This is a genomic window from Campylobacter felis (genome assembly GCF_030250085.1).
Taxonomy (GTDB): Bacteria; Campylobacterota; Campylobacteria; order Campylobacterales; family Campylobacteraceae; genus Campylobacter_D; species Campylobacter_D upsaliensis.
Map to the genome: position 1 here is coordinate 20,215 of NZ_JANURX010000006.1, position 16,760 is coordinate 36,974.

At 37.7% G+C, this 16,760-nt stretch carries 15 protein-coding genes and 5 tRNA genes; all 20 read left to right on the top strand.

Translation table 11 applies throughout. The annotated features are described in order from the left end of the window. The first annotated feature begins 45 nt into the window (after nt 1–45). Nucleotides 46–747 (top strand): amino acid ABC transporter permease, encoded by a 702-nt coding sequence (locus NYG92_RS04625; RefSeq protein WP_289233665.1) that lies wholly within the window; start codon nt 46–48, stop codon nt 745–747. Continuing rightward, nucleotides 740–1,396, top strand: coding sequence for an amino acid ABC transporter permease (locus NYG92_RS04630; protein ID WP_289233666.1), 657 nt, complete (start codon nt 740–742; stop codon nt 1,394–1,396). The genes NYG92_RS04625 and NYG92_RS04630 overlap by 8 nt, the downstream gene beginning before the upstream one ends. A gap of 1 nt (nt 1,397) precedes the next feature. Continuing rightward, nucleotides 1,398–2,135, top strand: a complete 738-nt coding sequence (locus NYG92_RS04635) for an amino acid ABC transporter ATP-binding protein (RefSeq protein ID WP_289233667.1) — start codon at nt 1,398–1,400, stop codon at nt 2,133–2,135. Between the two features lie 16 nt (nt 2,136–2,151). Then, nucleotides 2,152–2,517 carry a glycosyltransferase family 25 protein gene (locus NYG92_RS04640; RefSeq protein WP_289233668.1) on the top strand — a complete coding sequence of 122 codons (366 nt, stop codon included), beginning with the start codon at nt 2,152–2,154 and terminating at the stop codon, nt 2,515–2,517. Continuing rightward, a complete protein-coding gene (locus NYG92_RS04645) occupies nt 2,468–2,920 on the top strand; it encodes a glycosyltransferase family 25 protein (protein WP_289233669.1) in 453 nt (150 codons plus the stop codon). The genes NYG92_RS04640 and NYG92_RS04645 overlap by 50 nt, the downstream gene beginning before the upstream one ends. A gap of 68 nt (nt 2,921–2,988) precedes the next feature. Then, nucleotides 2,989–3,064: transfer RNA gene (locus NYG92_RS04650), tRNA-Thr, on the top strand. 50 nt (nt 3,065–3,114) lie between these two features. Next, nucleotides 3,115–3,199: transfer RNA gene (locus NYG92_RS04655), tRNA-Tyr, on the top strand. Nucleotides 3,200–3,206: 7 nt separating this feature from the next. Continuing rightward, nucleotides 3,207–3,283 (top strand) — tRNA-Gly (locus NYG92_RS04660). A gap of 91 nt (nt 3,284–3,374) precedes the next feature. Next, nucleotides 3,375–3,449 (top strand) — tRNA-Thr (locus NYG92_RS04665). Between the two features lie 62 nt (nt 3,450–3,511). Next, complete coding sequence (tuf, locus tag NYG92_RS04670) at nt 3,512–4,711, top strand: elongation factor Tu (RefSeq protein ID WP_289233670.1); 1,200 nt, start codon at nt 3,512–3,514, stop codon at nt 4,709–4,711. Between the two features lie 50 nt (nt 4,712–4,761). Beyond that, nucleotides 4,762–4,920, top strand: coding sequence for a 50S ribosomal protein L33 (gene rpmG, locus NYG92_RS04675; RefSeq protein WP_004275236.1), 159 nt, complete (start codon nt 4,762–4,764; stop codon nt 4,918–4,920). Between the two features lie 10 nt (nt 4,921–4,930). Beyond that, nucleotides 4,931–5,006, top strand: a tRNA-Trp gene (locus tag NYG92_RS04680). Nucleotides 5,007–5,024: 18 nt separating this feature from the next. Next, a complete protein-coding gene (gene secE / locus NYG92_RS04685; protein ID WP_270976907.1) occupies nt 5,025–5,204 on the top strand; it encodes a preprotein translocase subunit SecE in 180 nt (59 codons plus the stop codon). A gap of 12 nt (nt 5,205–5,216) precedes the next feature. After that, nucleotides 5,217–5,750 (top strand): transcription termination/antitermination protein NusG, encoded by a 534-nt coding sequence (gene nusG, locus NYG92_RS04690; RefSeq protein WP_289233671.1) that lies wholly within the window; start codon nt 5,217–5,219, stop codon nt 5,748–5,750. 23 nt (nt 5,751–5,773) lie between these two features. Further along, the gene (rplK, locus tag NYG92_RS04695; RefSeq protein ID WP_131936996.1) at nt 5,774–6,199 is read left to right on the top strand and encodes a 50S ribosomal protein L11; all 426 of its coding nucleotides are present in this window, start codon (nt 5,774–5,776) and stop codon (nt 6,197–6,199) included. Between the two features lie 53 nt (nt 6,200–6,252). Continuing rightward, nucleotides 6,253–6,954, top strand: coding sequence for a 50S ribosomal protein L1 (gene rplA / locus NYG92_RS04700; protein WP_139454753.1), 702 nt, complete (start codon nt 6,253–6,255; stop codon nt 6,952–6,954). A 143-nt stretch (nt 6,955–7,097) separates the two neighbouring features. Continuing rightward, nucleotides 7,098–7,580 (top strand): 50S ribosomal protein L10, encoded by a 483-nt coding sequence (rplJ, locus tag NYG92_RS04705; RefSeq protein WP_082199261.1) that lies wholly within the window; start codon nt 7,098–7,100, stop codon nt 7,578–7,580. Between the two features lie 14 nt (nt 7,581–7,594). After that, complete coding sequence (gene rplL, locus NYG92_RS04710) at nt 7,595–7,972, top strand: 50S ribosomal protein L7/L12 (protein WP_139454754.1); 378 nt, start codon at nt 7,595–7,597, stop codon at nt 7,970–7,972. Nucleotides 7,973–8,072: 100 nt separating this feature from the next. After that, entirely contained in the window at nt 8,073–12,206 is a 4,134-nt protein-coding gene (rpoB, locus tag NYG92_RS04715) for a DNA-directed RNA polymerase subunit beta (RefSeq protein ID WP_289233672.1), read from the top strand. Beyond that, complete coding sequence (rpoC, locus tag NYG92_RS04720; protein ID WP_289233673.1) at nt 12,199–16,752, top strand: DNA-directed RNA polymerase subunit beta'; 4,554 nt, start codon at nt 12,199–12,201, stop codon at nt 16,750–16,752. Before rpoB ends, rpoC begins: the two co-directional genes overlap by 8 nt. Nucleotides 16,753–16,760 lie beyond the last annotated feature (8 nt).

Genomic DNA, 16,760 nt, shown 5'->3' on the forward strand with positions numbered 1-16,760 from the left:
TTACAATTTAAGATTAAAATTATCGTTAAATTTTGTGGGAAAGATATGGATTTTCATTTTATACTAACGCACACTCCCGCTTTTTTACAGGCGGCTTGGCTTACTTTAAAGCTTAGTTTTTGGGGTATAGTATTTTCTTTAATCATAGGCTTTTTTTGCGTTTTGATGAGTTTTTTTAAGTTGAAATTTCTAGAAAACTTATGTAAAATTTACATAGAATTTTCGCGTAATACTCCCCTTTTAATCCAACTTTTCTTCTTATATTATGCCTTGCCAAAACTAGGACTTCATCTTGAAAATATTTTTCCTTTAAATTTACTTTGTCTTAGTGTCGATGAGAGTTTAAGACCGGCTTTTGCTTGTGCCATTGTGGGACTTAGTTTTTTAGGTGGTTCTTATATGGCGGAGGCTTTAAGGGCGGGTTTAGAGTCTGTAAGGAAGCAGCAGTTTGAGGCGGGGCTTAGCCTTGGTTTTAGTGCTTTTGGAAATTTGCGTTATGTGATTTTGCCTCAGGCTTTAGCAGTGGCGATGAGTGGCATTAGTGCAAATATCATTTTTCTCATTAAAGAAACTTCGGTCGTTAGTATTATAGCTTTGCCTGATTTAGTAACTTTGATGAAAGGTTTAAATTCGCTCACTTATAAAACAGATGAGCTTTTGTTAATGTTATTTTTGGGCTATTTGTTGATTATCTTACCGCTTTCTTTAACACTTTCTTGGCTAGAAAAAAGGCTAAGATATGCTTGAAATTTTAAATTTAAATAGCCTTTCGCGACTTGGCGAGGGGCTTTTCATCACTCTTGAAATTTCTTTTGTGAGCATTGTTATCACTTCTTTTGGTGGGCTTTTGCTTGGGATTTTGATGAGTCTTAAGAATTCTTATATTTATGTAATTTGTCGTTTTGGCTTGGAATTTGTGCGTGTGATGCCACTTTTGGTGTGGCTTTTTATTGTATATTTTGGCTTTTCAAGATGGCTTGGACTTGATTTAAGTAGCGTAGCAGCGTCTATTATCGTTTTTAGCATTTGGGGGAGTTTTGAAATGATGGACTTGGTGCGAAGCTCTTTGCAAAGCATACCCAAACATCAATACGAATCCGCCACTGCACTAGGTTTAAATCCTCTACAAACTTATATTTTTATCATCATTCCGCAAGCCTTAAGAAGACTTACGCCTCTTAGTATGAATTTACTTACGCGTATGATAAAAAGCACAACTTTTGCTTATTTAATCGGTGCGGTTGAGCTTGTCAAAGTAGGACAGCAAATCATAGAATTTCATAATCAAAATGATTTTGCGCCCTTTGTGATTTATGGATTAATTTTTATGCTTTATTTTATCATTTGTTATCCATTGTCGTTGTATGCTGGTAGGTTGGAAAAAAGGTGGAATTAAGATGAGTATATTAAAGATAGAAAATTTAGTGAAATTTTATGGCTCACATAGGGCTTTAAATCATATCAATTTAGAAGTTAAACAAAAAGAAGTTGTTGTTATTTTAGGACCAAGTGGCTGTGGGAAATCGACCCTACTTCGTTGCATTAATGGACTTGAGGAGATTGCCTCTGGGGCGATTTACATTGATGGGGAGAAAATTACTAAAGATTATAAGCAATGGACAAAAATACGACAAAAAGTGGGTATGGTGTTTCAATCTTACGAGCTTTTTGAGCATTTAAGTGTGAAAGAAAACATACTTTTAGGACCTTTAAAAGTGCAAAAGAGAGATAAGGAAGAGGTTTTAAATGAGGCTAAAATTTGGCTTGAAAAGGTAGGACTTTCACATAAGCTTGAATCTTATCCAAGAGAACTTAGCGGAGGACAAAAGCAACGCATCGCCATAGTGAGAAGCCTTTGTATGAATCCTATGCTAATGCTTTTTGATGAAGTTACGGCGGCTTTGGACCCGGAGATTGTGAGGGAGGTTTTAGAGGTAATGCTTAATCTTGCTAAAGAGGGTATGACTATGCTTATTGTTACGCACGAAATGGGCTTTGCTAAGGCTGTGGCGGATAAAATCGTCTTTATGGATAATGGCGAGATAGTCGAAATTTCTAAGCCCGAAGAATTTTTTCAAAGCCCAAAAACCCAGAGAGCGAAGAAATTTTTAAATCTTTTTGATTTTCATCAATGATTTTATAAGGGAAAGTATGAAAATTTTTATTATCAATTTAAAAAGAAGCTTGGAGCGTAAAAAGCTTATGCAAAAACAAATAGAAAGATTTTTTGAAAATTATCCAAATTTAAAAGATGAGATAAGCTTTGAATTTTTTGAAGCCATAGATGCGAAAATAAAAGAAAATATGGAAAAATTTACCTCTTATTTTCCTAAATTTCGTTCTCTTGCTTTTTGTGGTAGAGGAGGGGGTTGTGGCATTTTAGATACTGAACTTGCTTGCTTTGCAAGTCATCTTAGCCTATGGCAAAAATGTGTAGAGCTTAATGAGGCGGTCTTGATTTTAGAAGATGATTTTTATTTTGAAGGGGGGGGGGGGGGACTTCGCCGAATTTCTTAACTTTTTAAAAGAGACCCCTTATGAATTTGTAAAGGTTAAATTCCGCAATTACGGCTATAAGCACATTAAGGATAAACTTTATCTTTGTGAAAAAAGATTTTCTTTTGGTGCTTTTGCCTATTATATCAAACCTAGTGCCGCATTAAAATGGCTTGATAATTTAAAAAAGATGTATTATCCCATAGATTTTTATACAGATATGTTTTATATCCACAAGGTTATGAGTTATATTTGGGTCGATGAGAGTTTTAGTCTTAAATTTCCAGAAAATGAGCAAAGCGTCATCGGTTCTCAAGTTAAAAGTCGATTTTTCTTTATAGCTAAATTAGTGCGACCTTTTTGGAAGCTTTATTGGCATTTGCGTTTTTATGTTTTTTTCTTAATGAAGTCTTTAAAATCATAAAATTTAAGATTGCCTTTTCTAGTTCTTGACAAAAAATTTTTTTTAAGGTAGAATTGCAACTTTTATTCGCTGGTTTAGCTCAGTTGGTAGAGCAGCTGCCTTGTAAGCAGCAGGTCGGGGGTTCAAGTCCCTTAACCAGCTCCATTGAATTTTAGCAGTGTTTGACCAGATATCGTTTTTAGCGTTATTTTTTAGGTGAGTTACTCAAGTGGCCAACGAGGGCAGACTGTAAATCTGCTGGCTTTGCCTTCCGTGGTTCGAATCCACGACTCACCACCATGGCTTTGCGGGAGTAGCTCAGTTGGCTAGAGCATCAGCCTTCCAAGCTGAGGGTCGCGGGTTCGAGTCCCGTTTCCCGCTCCAAAGTTTGACTGGGAGCTGTATTTATGATACTTACAGAATTTCCCTATTGAAGAGTTTTTAGTTGTCTATTTATGTGTAAATTTTTCTGAGCGCTCGTATGGCTCAGAGGTAGAGCACTCCCTTGGTAAGGGAGAGGTCGCGGGTTCAATTCCCGCTATGAGCTCCATAATTTGAAAAAATTTAGATAAATTTAGACTTGCTTATTTAATTTTTATACGGAGGAATAAAATGGCTAAAGAAAAATTTTCTCGTAACAAGCCACATGTCAACATCGGCACCATCGGTCATGTGGACCATGGTAAAACTACTTTGACAGCTGCAATTTCTGCTGTTTTGTCAAGAAAGGGTTTGGCGGAGCTTAAAGACTATGACAATATCGACAACGCTCCCGAAGAAAAAGAGCGTGGCATTACCATCGCGACTTCTCACATTGAGTATGAGACAGAAAATCGCCACTACGCGCATGTGGATTGTCCTGGACACGCGGACTATGTTAAAAATATGATTACAGGTGCTGCGCAAATGGACGGAGCGATTTTGGTCGTTTCTGCTGCAGATGGTCCTATGCCACAGACCAGAGAGCACATTTTGCTTTCGCGTCAAGTAGGCGTTCCTTACATTGTGGTTTTTATGAATAAGGCAGATATGGTTGATGATGCCGAGCTTTTAGAGCTAGTTGAAATGGAGATTAGAGAGTTATTAAGCTCTTATGATTTCCCTGGTGATGATACGCCTATCATTTCAGGCTCTGCCCTCCAAGCTTTAGAAGAGGCTAAGGCAGGTCAAGATGGCGAGTGGTCGGCGAAAGTTTTGGAGCTTATGAAAGCAGTTGATGAGTATATCCCAACTCCTGTGAGAGATACTGAAAAAGATTTCTTAATGCCTATTGAAGATGTTTTTTCAATTTCAGGTCGTGGGACCGTTGTAACAGGTAGAATTGAAAAAGGTGTGGTTAAAGTCGGCGATACTATTGAAATTGTTGGCATTAAAGATACTCAAACTACAACAGTTACAGGCGTTGAGATGTTTAGAAAAGAAATGGATCAAGGCGAGGCAGGCGATAATGTCGGTGTGCTTTTAAGAGGAACTAAAAAAGAAGAGGTTCTTCGTGGTATGGTTCTTGCTAAACCAAAGTCTATCACTCCACATACGGATTTTGAGGCAGAAGTTTATATTTTAAATAAAGATGAGGGTGGTCGCCACACTCCATTTTTCAACAATTACCGTCCGCAATTTTATGTAAGAACAACGGATGTTACAGGCTCTATTAAGCTGGCTGATGGTGTTGAGATGGTTATGCCGGGTGAGAATGTAAGAATTACTGTTAGCCTCATTGCTCCAGTAGCTCTTGAAGAAGGAACGCGTTTTGCTATCCGTGAAGGTGGTAAGACTGTAGGTTCTGGGGTTGTTTCTAAAATCATTAAGTAAATTTAAAAAGCCAAGTTTAAAAGCTTGGCTTTGATTTTAAGGAAAGTTAGATGAGAGTTAAAGTTGGTTTAAAGTGTGAAGAATGTGGAGATATTAATTACAGCACTTATAAAAATAGCAAAAATACTACGGAAAAATTAGAGCTTAAGAAATATTGTCCAAGATTAAAAAAACACACACTTCATAAAGAAGTTAAGCTAAAAAGTTAAGCTTGTCCTTAGGGCAATAGCTCCAACGGTAGAGCGCCGGATTCCAAATCCGATGGTTGGGGGTTCGAATCCCTCTTGCCCTGCCATGATTAGAGGTTTTGTAGATGGAAAAATTCGTAGCTTATTTTAAATTATCGAAAGCTGAATTAGGAAAGGTCATTTTTCCTTTAAAAGAACAGGTTCGTAATGCCTATATTGCTGTTTTCGTGGTAGTTAGCGTCATCTCCTTGTTTTTGGCATTGGTGGATTGGTTGATGTCTTTTGTTGTTTCTTCTGTTGTTTGATGAGGACTGATAATGAGTAATCACAAGTGGTATGCCATCCAAACTTATGCTGGTAGCGAAATGGCTGTGAAGAGGGCTATTGAGAATTTAGTTAAAGATAATAAAATTGAAGAGCGATTAAAAGAAATTGTCGTTCCAACCGAAGATGTGATTGAATTTAAAAATGGTAAGGAAAAAATTAGCGAAAGAAGTTTGTATTCTGGTTATGTTTTTGCAAATTTGGACCTAGATACAGAGCTTTGGCATCGCATTCAGTCTTTACCAAAAGTGGGGCGTTTTATAGGCGAGTCTAAAAAACCCACGCCTTTAAGCGAAAAAGACATTAATTTAATCTTAGAAAAAGCTTATAATAAAGCTGCTCCTAAGCCTAAAATTTCTTTCGAAGCGGGCGAAAATGTAAGAATTATAGAGGGTCCTTTTGCGAATTTTACGGGCATAGTGGAAGAATATGATATGGTTCGTGGTTTATTAAAGCTTAATGTTTCTATTTTTGGGCGTTCGACACCAGTAGAAATTTTGTATTCTCAAGTTGAGAAAGTCATTTAAATTTTTTTTAAAGGAGATTGGTTATGGCTAAAAAGGTCGTAGGCGAAATTAAATTGCAAATCGCTGCTACAAAAGCGAATCCATCACCTCCTGTTGGTCCAGCTTTAGGTCAGCAAGGTGTTAATATTATGGAATTTTGTAAAGCTTTTAACGAAAGAACAAAGGATATGGCAGGTTTTAATATCCCTGTTGTAATTACAGTTTATGCAGATAAAAGCTTTACTTTTATTACTAAACAGCCTCCTGCTACGGATTTGATTAAAAAAGCAGCGGGTATTAGTAAAGGTGCGGACAACCCACTTAAAAATAAGGTTGGTAAGCTAACTCGTGTGCAAGTTTTGGATATAGTAGATAAAAAACTTGCGGATTTGAACACTAAAGATAGAGACCAAGCTGCTAAGATTATTGCGGGTTCGGCTCGTTCTATGGGTGTTGAAATCGTAGATTGATAAATCCTTACCGCTGGGATTAAGGCGGTAGCACTTTAAATGCGGAGAAAATAATGGCGAAAATTACAAAAAGATTAAAAGAATTAACGAAAAAGATTGATTCTGAAAAAAATTATGTTTTAAATGAAGCGGTAGATGCTGTAAAAACTCTTGCTTCAGCTAAATTCGATGAGACAGTTGAGATTGCTTTAAAGCTTAATGTTGACCCAAGACACGCTGACCAAATGGTGCGTGGTTCGGTAGTTTTACCTGCTGGAACGGGTAAGAAAGTCCGTGTGGCTGTGATTGCTAAAGATGCAAAAGCTGATGAAGCGCAAGCTGCTGGAGCGGATATAGTAGGAAGCGATGATTTGGTGGAAGAAATTCAAAAGGGTAATATGAATTTCGATGTGTTAATTGCAACACCAAATTTAATGGGACTTGTGGGTAAAGTTGGTAGAATTTTAGGACCTAAGGGTTTAATGCCAAATCCCAAAACAGGCACGGTAACTATGGATGTGGCACAAGCTGTGCATAATGCAAAAAGCGGACAGGTAAATTTCCGCGTTGATAAGCAAGGAAATATCCACGCAGGACTTGGAAAAGTAAGCTTTACAAAAGAAAAACTTTTGGAAAATATTAGCACCTTTGTTAAGGCGATTAATAAGCATAAACCAGCTGCTGCAAAGGGAAGATATATTAAAAACGCTGCACTTTCTTTAACGATGAGTCCATCTGTAAAGCTTGAAGTTCAAGAGCTTTTAGATATGAAATAAGAGTTGTGAAAACAACTCTTATAAATAAACATTTGAGAGAAAGATTTTCTTTGAAATGTTTATTTTAGATTGAAGATAGCCGAGGTCTTAGGACTTAAATGAGAAATCGCTCTGCTTGAAATCTCAATCGGAAAGGAGAAGATGTGACTAGAAGCGAGAAAGTAGAAGTTATCGCTAAGCTTGAAGAGGGTTTTAAAGCAAGTGAAGCCATTGTGGTATGTAACTACAAGGGACTTAGCACAAAAAAACTTGAAGAGCTTAGAAATAATGCAAGAGAAAATGGTGTTGAAGTTAAAATCATTAAAAACACTTTGGCTAACATTGCTCTCAATAATTCCGGTAAAACAGGTTTAGTTCTTAAAGATACAAATATTTATCTTTGGGGCGAAGACCAGTTGAGCGTAACTAAAGTCGCGGCAAAATTTGAAGAAAATAATGATTTGTTTCAAATTAAAACCGCCTTTATTGATGGCGAAGTTGCAGATGTCGCTAAGGTTAAAGCTTTGGCTAAAATGCCTTCACGCAATGAGTTGCTTGCTATGCTTTTGCAAGTTTGGAATGCGCCGATTACCAATTTTACCATTGGTTTAAATGCGTTAAAAAATAAAAAAGAAACAGAAAATTAATAAAAGGATAAAAAATGGCAATTTCTAAAGAAGATGTATTAGAGTATATTTCAAATTTAAGTGTTCTTGAATTATCAGAACTTGTAAAAGAATTTGAAGAAAAATTTGGCGTCTCTGCTGCTCCTGTGATGGTGGCTGGCGGTGCTGCTGGTGCTGGCGGTGCTGATGCGGCTGAAGAAAAAACTGAATTTGATATCGTTTTAACTGATAGCGGTGCGAAGAAAATCGAAGTTATTAAAATCGTTCGTGCTCTTACAGGTCTTGGACTTAAAGAGGCAAAAGATGCAGTTGAGCAAACGCCTTCAACCCTCAAAGAGGCCGTGGCCAAAGCCGATGCTGAAGAGGCTAAAAAACAACTCGAAGGGGCTGGGGCTAAGGTAGAGTTAAAATAAGCTTTAATGTTTAAGGGAATTGATTGCAAATTCCCTTTTTTACCTAAATTTTTTAGGTCTTCTTTTTAAATTTACAAATTTACCAATGAGGTATAGATATATGTTAAATAATAAATTAGGAAATCGTTTTAGGGTAGATTTCTCCAATATTTCCAAACAAATTGAAATTCCAAATCTTCTTCAATTACAAAAAGCAAGTTTTGATTATTTTTTAAATCTTAGTGATACAAAAAGCGAAAGCGGTATAGAGAAAGTGTTTAAATCCATTTTTCCTATCCACGATCCACAAAATAGACTTTCATTAGAATATGTAAGTAGTGAAATAGGTAAGCCAAAATATACCATAAGAGAATGTATGGAAAGAGGGCTAACTTATTCGGTAAATTTGAAAATGAAAATTCGTCTTACTCTTCACGAAAAAGATGAAAAAACAGGTGAAAAGGTTGGCATTAAGGATATTAAAGAACAAGAGATTTTTATACGCGAAATTCCTTTAATGACAGATAGAGTTTCCTTTATTATTAATGGTGTAGAAAGAGTTGTGGTTAATCAGCTTCATAGAAGTCCGGGTGTGATTTTTAAAGAAGAGGAAAGCTCCACGGTGGCAAATAAGCTTGTTTATACTGCTCAAATCATACCAGATCGTGGTTCGTGGCTTTATTTTGAATATGATGCTAAAGATGTGCTTTATGTTAGGATAAATAAAAGAAGAAAAGTGCCTATAACTATGCTTTTTAGGGCTTTAGGATATAAAAAACAAGATATTATAAAATTATTTTATCCTATCCAAACCATTCATGTGAAAAAAGATAAATTTTTAACGGAATTTAACCCAAATGATTTTGTTGATAGAGTAGAATATGACATAAAAGATGAAAAAGGCAAGGTTGTTCATCCAGCTGGTAAAAGATTAACAAAAAAGAAAATTGAACAGCTTGTTAAAGATGGATTAAAATGGGTGGAATACCCTTTAGAAGTTCTTATAAATAGATACTTAGCAAGTCCTATTGTTGATAAGCAGAGCGGAGAAGTGCTTTTTGACTCTTTGACTTTGATTGATGAGGGAAAACTTGCTAAAATTAAAGAGCAAAAAAGCTTTAATATAGCTAATGATTTGGCAAATGGCGTGGATGCGGCGATTATTAATTCTTTTATGCAAGATAGTGAAACTCTAAAATTACTTAAGCAAAGCGAAAATTTAGAAGATGAAAACGATTTGGCGGCGATTAGAATTTATAAGGTTATGCGTCCGGGTGAGCCTGTGGTTAAAGATGCGGCTAAGGCTTTTGTAAATGATTTATTTTTTAATCCAGAAAGATATGATTTGACTAAAGTTGGTCGTATGAAAATGAATCATAAATTAGCCCTTGATGTGCCCGAATACACCACAGTTTTAACAAATGAAGATATTATCAAGACTGCAAAATATCTCATAAAGGTTAAAAATGGTAAGGGTTATATCGATGATAGAGATCATTTAGGTAATCGCCGTATCCGCTCCATAGGTGAGCTTTTAGCAAATGAGCTTCACTTAGGGCTTACAAAAATGCAAAAGGCGATTAGAGATAAATTTAGCTCTTTAAATGCGGATTTAGATAAGGTGATGCCTTATGATTTGATTAATCCTAAGATGATTACGACAACAATTTTGGAATTTTTTACAGGTGGGCAATTATCGCAATTTATGGACCAAACAAACCCTTTAAGTGAGGTAACTCACAAACGCCGTTTATCTGCATTAGGCGAGGGTGGTTTAGTGAAAGAAAGGGCAGGTTTTGAGGTGCGTGATGTGCATGCGACTCATTATGGCAGAATTTGTCCTGTTGAAACTCCAGAAGGTCAAAATATCGGTCTTATTAATACCCTTTCTACCTATGCTAAGGTTAATGAGCTTGGCTTTGTCGAAGCACCTTATAGAAAGGTGGAAAATGGTAAAGTGAGTGATGAGGTCGTTTATCTCACTGCTACTCAAGAAGAGGGGCTTTTCATCGCTCCAGCTTCGACAAAGCTCGACTCCAAGGGCAATATCCTCGAGGAATTTGTAGAGGTGAGGCAGGATGGCGAAACCACACTCGCGCGGCGCGAGGAGGTCGGACTCATAGACCTTTGCTCGGGTATGGTGGTGGGGGTTGCCGCCTCGCTCATACCCTTTTTAGAGCACGATGATGCCAACAGAGCCTTAATGGGTTCAAATATGCAACGCCAAGCTGTGCCACTGCTTACTTCTTCTGCACCTATAGTGGGAACTGGTATGGAAAGAATTATTGCAAGGGACGCGTGGGAGGCTGTTAAGGCTAAGCGTGGGGGAGTGATAGAAAAGGTTGATAATAAAAGCATATTTATTTTAGGTGAAGATGAAAAAGGTCCTTTTATCGACCACTATAGTCTAGAAAAGAATTTAAGAACAAATCAAAATACTAATTATGTTCAACATCCTATCGTTAAAAAGGGTGATGTGGTCGAAGCGGGGCAGGTTATAGCCGATGGTCCTAGTATGGACCAAGGTGAACTTGCTATAGGCAAAAATGCCCTTATCGCTTTTATGCCTTGGAACGGTTACAATTATGAGGATGCCATTGTTGTGAGTGAAAGAATTATCCGTGAGGATACTTTTACAAGTGTGCATATTTATGAAAAAGAAATAGAGGCTAGAGAGTTAAAAGACGGCGTTGAGGAAATTACTAAAGATATTCCAAATGTCAAAGAAGATGATGTGGCACACCTCGATGAGAGCGGTATCGCAAAAATTGGAACTCATATAAAGCCGGGTATGATTTTAGTGGGTAAGGTTTCTCCTAAAGGGGAAGTAAAGCCTACGCCAGAGGAAAGGCTTTTAAGAGCTATTTTTGGAGAAAAAGCTGGGCATGTTGTTAATAAATCTTTATATGCTACTGCTTCCTTAGAGGGTGTGGTTGTTGATGTGAAAATTTTCACTAAAAAAGGTTATGAAAAAGATGATAGAGCCTTAAAGTCTTATGATAAAGAAAAAATGGCTTTAGAAAAAGAGTATCACGACAGACTTTTAATGATGGATAGAGAGGAAATGCTAAGAGTTTATGCTCTTTTAGCTAAGGCACCTTTAAATAGTGAGCAAAAAGTAGGTAGTAAGAGCTATAAAAAGGGGCAAAAAGTTGCTAGGGAGGATTTAGAAAAAGTTAATCGTTTTATCTTAACAAGCCTCATAAAAGCTTATTCTAAAGAGATACAAAAGCAGTATGATGATTTAAAAAATCACTTCCAAGATGAAAAGAAAAAGCTTAAAGCCGAACACGATGAAAAGCTTGAAATTTTAGACAAAGATGATATCTTGCCAAGTGGGGTTGTTAAACTTGTTAAAATTTACATTGCGACAAAAAGAAAACTCAAGGTTGGCGATAAAATGGCGGGACGACACGGAAATAAAGGTATCGTTTCTACCATAGTGCCTGAGGTGGATATGCCTTATCTTCCAAATGGTAAAAGCGTTGATATTGCTTTAAATCCGCTTGGTGTGCCTAGCCGTATGAATATCGGGCAAATTTTAGAGAGCCATTTGGGACTTGTGGGCTTAAAACTAGGTGAGCAAATCCAAGAAATTTTTGATAAAAAGCAAAAAGATTTTGTTAAGACTTTACGCAAGAAAATGCTAGAAATTTGTTCTATCCCGCGTCTTGCAAATGAAAAAGCCTTTGTTGAGGGCTTAAACGATGATGAGCTTTTAAACTATGCAAGAGATTGGAGTAGGGGTGTGAAATTTGCTACTCCTGTTTTTGAGGGGGTTAATATAAAGGAATTTGCCAAACTTTTTGAAATGGCTAAAGTGGATATGGACGGCAAAACAGAACTTTATGACGGACGCACTGGGGAGAAGATTGTTGAGCGTGTGCATGTAGGATGTATGTATATGCTTAAACTTCATCACCTTGTCGATGAAAAAGTGCATGCAAGAAGCACAGGACCTTATAGTCTTGTAACGCAACAGCCTGTGGGTGGTAAGGCACTTTTTGGAGGACAGAGATTTGGAGAAATGGAGGTTTGGGCCTTGGAGGCTTACGGCGCGGCGCACACCCTGCGCGAAATGCTAACAATAAAATCCGATGATGTTGAAGGGCGTTTTAGTGCCTACAAGGCTTTAACTAAGGGAGAAAATGTCCCAGCCACAGGCATACCTGAAACCTTTTTTGTTTTAACCAACGAGCTTAAATCTTTGGCTTTAGATGTTGAGATTTTTGATAAGGATGAAGAGAATGAGTAAATTTAAAGTAATAGAGATAAAAGAAGAAAATCGCCCTAGAGATTTTGAAGCGTTTCAGTTAAGATTAGCCAGTCCTGAGCGTATTAAATCTTGGTCTTACGGTGAGGTTAAAAAACCTGAAACGATTAATTATCGCACTTTAAAACCTGAAAGAGATGGACTTTTTTGTGCAAAAATTTTTGGACCGATTCGAGATTATGAATGTCTTTGTGGTAAATATAAAAAAATGCGTTTTAAGGGCGTAAAATGCGAAAAATGTGGTGTTGAAGTCGCAAATTCTAAAGTGCGTCGCTCTAGAATGGGGCATATCGAGCTTGTAACACCTGTGGCTCATATTTGGTATGTTAATTCTTTGCCAAGTCGTATAGGAACTTTGCTTGGTGTTAAGATGAAGGATTTGGAGCGTGTGTTATACTATGAAGCTTACATTGTAGAGAATCCGGGCGAGGCTTATTATGACAATGAAAATTCCAAAAAAGTCGAATTTTGTGATGTTTTAAATGAAGAGCAGTATCAAAGCTTAATGCAACGCTATGAAAATACCGATTTTAAAGCTAGAATGGGCGGAGAGGTCGTGCGTGATTTGCTTGCAAATTTAGATTTAGTTGCTTTATTAAATCAACTCAAAGAGCAAATGCAAGCGACAAATTCCGAAGCGAAGAAAAAGACTATTATTAAGCGTTTGAAAGTGGTAGAAAATTTCTTAAATTCTAATCTTAATGCAAATATTGACAGCGAAGACGCAGTGCCAAATCGCCCTGAGTGGATGATGATTACAAATTTACCCGTTTTGCCACCTGATTTACGCCCTCTTGTTGCTTTAGATGGAGGTAAATTTGCGGTTAGTGATGTTAATGACTTGTATCGCCGCGTGATTAATAGAAACACAAGACTTAAAAAACTCATCGAACTTGACGCGCCTGAAATTATCATTAGAAATGAAAAAAGAATGCTTCAAGAAGCAGTTGATGCGTTATTTGATAATGGTCGCCGTGCAAATGCCGTCAAGGGAGCAAACAAAAGACCGCTTAAGTCTTTGAGTGAGATTATTAAGGGCAAGCAAGGGCGTTTTAGACAGAATTTGCTGGGAAAAAGGGTGGATTTCTCTGGTCGTAGCGTTATCGTTGTAGGACCTAAGCTTAGAATGGACCAGTGCGGTTTGCCTAAAAAAATGGCTTTAGAGCTTTTTAAACCACACCTTTTAGCTAAGCTTGAGGAAAAGGGCTATGCGACTACTGTTAAGCAAGCTAAAAAAATGATAGAAAATAAAACAAATGAAGTTTGGGAGTGCCTTGAAGAGGTTGTTGAAGGACACCCTGTAATGCTTAACCGTGCCCCAACTTTACATAAGCTTTCTATCCAAGCTTTTCACCCTGTTTTAGTCGAGGGTAAGGCTATCCAGCTACACCCCTTAGTGTGTGCGGCGTTTAATGCGGACTTTGACGGCGATCAAATGGCTGTGCATGTGCCACTTTCTCAAGAAGCTATTGCTGAATGTAAGGTCTTAATGCTTTCTTCTATGAATATCCTCTTACCAGCGAGTGGAAAATCCGTTACCGTGCCTTCTCAAGATATGGTTTTAGGAATTTATTATCTTTCTTTAGAAAAAGTGGGTGCAAAAGGAGCGCATAAAATTTGCACAGGCATTGATGAGGTTGTAATGGCGATGGAGTCAAATTGCCTTGATATTCATGCAAATATCCAAACCATTATCGATGGGCGTAAATGTGCGACTACGGCTGGGCGTTTGATTATTAAGTCTATTTTGCCTGATTTTGTCCCTGAAAATATGTGGAATAAGGTGCTAAAGAAAAAAGACATTGCCGCTTTGGTGGATTATGTTTATAAGCAAGGTGGCTTAAAGATCACTGCAAGCTTTTTGGATAAGCTTAAAAATTTAGGTTTTGAATATGCGACTAAGGCAGGCGTTTCTATCTCCATAGCTGATATTATCGTGCCAAATGAAAAACAAAAGGCGATTGATGCAGCTAAAAAGCAAGTAAGAGAAATTCAAAATTCTTACAATCTGGGCTTGATAACTTCCGGCGAAAGATATAATAAAATTATAGATATTTGGAAAAGCACGAATAATATTTTGTCAAAAGAGATGATGGAGCTTGTACAAAAAGACAAAGAGGGTTTTAATTCTATTTATATGATGGCAGATAGTGGTGCAAGAGGTAGTGCAGCACAAATTTCACAACTTGCCGCTATGAGAGGCTTGATGACTAAGCCTGATGGTAGCATTATTGAAACGCCTATTATTTCAAATTTCCGTGAAGGGCTTAATGTGCTTGAGTATTTCATCTCAACACACGGAGCTAGAAAAGGACTCGCTGATACCGCACTTAAAACAGCAAATGCAGGGTATTTGACAAGAAAACTTATCGATGTGGCACAAAATGTTAAAATTACAACTTATGATTGTGGCACTCATGAGGGCATTGAGATTAACGAAATCACCGCTGATAGCTCCATAGTAGAAACTTTAGAAGAGCGTATTTTGGGTAGGGTTTTGGCTGAAGATGTGATTGACCCTATTACAAATTTTGTTCTTTTTGCTGAGGGAGCTTTGATTGACGAAGAGAAGGCTAGAGTGCTTACTGAAAGTGGAATTAAGAGTGTAAATATCCGCACTCCTATCACTTGTAAGGCTAAAAAGGGTATTTGTGCGAAGTGCTATGGTGTGAATTTGGGTGAAGGTAAGCTTGTCAAGCCGGGCGAGGCGGTGGGCATTATCTCGGCACAATCTATTGGTGAGCCGGGGACTCAGCTTACGCTTAGAACCTTCCACAGCGGTGGAACGGCTAGCACAGACTTACAGGATAGACAAGTAAGTGCGCAAAAAGAGGGCTTTATAAGATTTTATAATCTTAAAACCTATAAAAATAAAGAGGGTAAAAATATCGTTGCAAATCGTAGAAATGCGGCGATTTTACTTGTGGAGCCAAAAATCAAAGCACCATTTAAAGGAACTATTAGCATAGAAAGCATTCACGAAGATGTGATTGTTTCGATAAAAGATAAGAAAAAAGAGGCTAAATTTATATTAAGAAAATATGATTTGGCTAAGCCAAATGAGTTAGCTGGTGTGAGCGGAAATATAGACGGAAAGCTTTATTTGCCTTACCAAAATGGCAGTGAAGTCAATGAAAATGAGAGTATAGTGGAGGTGATTAAAGAGGGCTGGAATGTGCCAAATCGTATTCCTTATGCAAGTGAAATTTTAGTCAAAGATGGCGATCCTATCGTGCAAGATATCAAAGCGGGTGAAACAGGAACTTTGAAATTTTACATTCTTAAAGGCGATGGGCTTGATAGAGTGCGTAAGGTTAAAAAGGGCGATATAGTCAAAGAAAAAGGCTTTTTTGTTGTCATTGCCGATGAAAATGACAGAGAGGCAAAAAGGCATTATATCCCTAGAGAGTCTAAAATAGAATTTGATGATAGTGCGGTTATAGACGATGTGAATGCCATTATAGCTAGTGCGGCAAAAAAAGATAAAAGCGTGATAGCCGAGTGGGATGCGTATAATAATACTATCATAGCGGAGATTGATGGGGTGGTGAGCTTTGAGGATATTGAAGCTGGATATAGTGCAGATGAGCAGTTAGACGAGGCGACTGGTAAGCGTTCTTTGGTGATTAATGAATATTTGCCAAGTGGAGTGCGTCCTACCTTACTTATAGCTGGAAAGGGAGATAAAGTTGCGCGTTATCAGCTTGAGCCAAAAACGGTGATTTTTATCCACGATGGAGACAAAGTTTCACAAGCTGATGTTTTAGCTAAAACGCCAAAAGCGGTGGCTAAATCTAAAGACATCACAGGTGGTTTGCCGCGTGTAAGTGAGCTTTTTGAGGCGAGAAAGCCTAAAAATGCCGCTGTGATAGCAGAGATTGACGGAGTTGTGCGTTTTGACAAGCCTTTGCGTTCTAAAGAAAGAATTATTATTGAGGCAGAAGATGGTTCAAGTGCAGAATACCTTATCGATAAGTCAAAGCATATCCAAGTGAGAGATGGCGAATTTATCCACGCTGGAGAAAAGCTTACAGACGGCTTGATTTCAAGCCACGATGTGCTTAAAATTTTAGGCGAAAAGGCTTTGCATTATTATCTTATTAGCGAAATTCAGCAAGTGTATCGCGGACAGGGTGTTGTGATCTCTGATAAACATATTGAAGTTATCGTTTCTCAAATGTTAAGGCAGGTTAGGGTGGTCGATAGCGGGCATACTAAATTTATCGAGGGAGATTTAGTTTCACGCCGTAAATTCCGCGAAGAAAATGAAAAAATCGTCAAAATGGGCGGCGAACCAGCCATAGCAGAGCCTGTGCTTTTAGGGGTAACTAGAGCAGCCATAGGAAGTGATAGTGTCATCTCAGCAGCCTCTTTCCAAGAAACGACTAAGGTGCTAACAGAAGCAAGTATAGCGGGTAAATTTGACTATTTAGAGGACTTGAAGGAAAATGTCATTTTGGGTCGTATTATCCCTGTTGGAACGGGACTTTATGGTGAGCAAAATTTAAAACTTAAAGAACAAGAATAATAGCCCTT